This is a genomic window from Streptococcus oralis (genome assembly GCF_001579175.1).
Lineage (GTDB): Bacteria > Bacillota > Bacilli > Lactobacillales > Streptococcaceae > Streptococcus > Streptococcus oralis_O.
This window is the reverse complement of sequence record NZ_KQ970760.1, coordinates 526,926-527,880: the sequence shown is the minus strand read 5'-3', so window position 1 is coordinate 527,880 and position 955 is coordinate 526,926. Positions and strand designations below refer to the sequence as shown.

Sequence of the window (955 nt, the reverse complement as noted above, 5' to 3'; positions counted from 1 at the left end):
GGTCCGACTACGGATTGTCGGCAAGATTTTTTCCTCATCACTAGTTAAGAAGAAAATGTAAACTTCACTCTGAGGTTCTTCGATGACCTTGAGCAGAGAATTGGCTGCATTAGGATGCATTTTTTCCGCCTGCTCGATAATAAAGACCTGTTGCTGGCTTTCAATCCCTGCTTGGGAAAACTGACCCACCAATTCTCGAATGCGTTCTGTCTTGATGACCTGATTGACTGGCTTAATCAAGGTAACATCGGGAAATTCTTCCTGTTCAATCAGCTTGCAGTTTCGGCATTTCTCACACGGTAGAACGCCTACTTTATCCCTACAAAAGAGGCTCTTAGCCAAAAACTGCGCCATTTCCAAGCTTCCAAAGAAACCTGAAAAGAGATAGGCGTGATTGAGCTGGTCTTGTTCTAGAATACGGACAAAGCGGTCAAACTGCTCTGGTTGCCAAGCCTTTAGTTGATCTTGTTTCATTTAGCCAAGCCCATTCTGTCAAACAAGACAGCCTTGGTAATTTCCACAACTTGCTCCAAAGGAAGACTGGCATCAATCTTGACAATGCGATTTCCTTCTTTTTCCAGAAGAGAAAGGTAGCCTTGACGGACTTTCTTGTGCAAGTCCAAACCTTCCAAGTCCAAACGATTGACCTCCCGATCACTGTTGGCAGCAATGCGAGCAAGCCCCTCTTCCACCTCAATGTCAAAATAAAGTGTCAAATCAGGTTTGAGGCCATCTGTCGCAAAGTGATTGAGCCAATCAATGGCATCAATATCCAAGCCACGGCCAAATCCCTGATAAGCAACGGAACTATCGATGAAGCGGTCCATAATGACCAACTTACCAGCTTCAAGAGCAGGCAGAACTTTTTCCACCAAGTGCTGTCTGCGACTTGCGATATAGAGAAGGAGCTCTGTTTTAGGATCCATCTGAGTATGACTTGGGTCCAAAATCACTT

Annotated in this window: 2 protein-coding genes; both read right to left on the bottom strand. The window is 44.9% G+C overall.

The features are described 5' to 3' along the window. The coding region (locus SORDD24_RS11720) for a DNA polymerase III subunit delta' (RefSeq protein WP_231082697.1) at nt 1–474 on the bottom strand (474 nt) is incomplete at its 3' end. After that, nucleotides 471–955 (bottom strand): dTMP kinase (gene tmk / locus SORDD24_RS06935; RefSeq protein WP_081103539.1); only part of this gene is annotated, 485 nt, incomplete at its 5' end. The genes tmk and SORDD24_RS11720, both read right to left, overlap by 4 nt.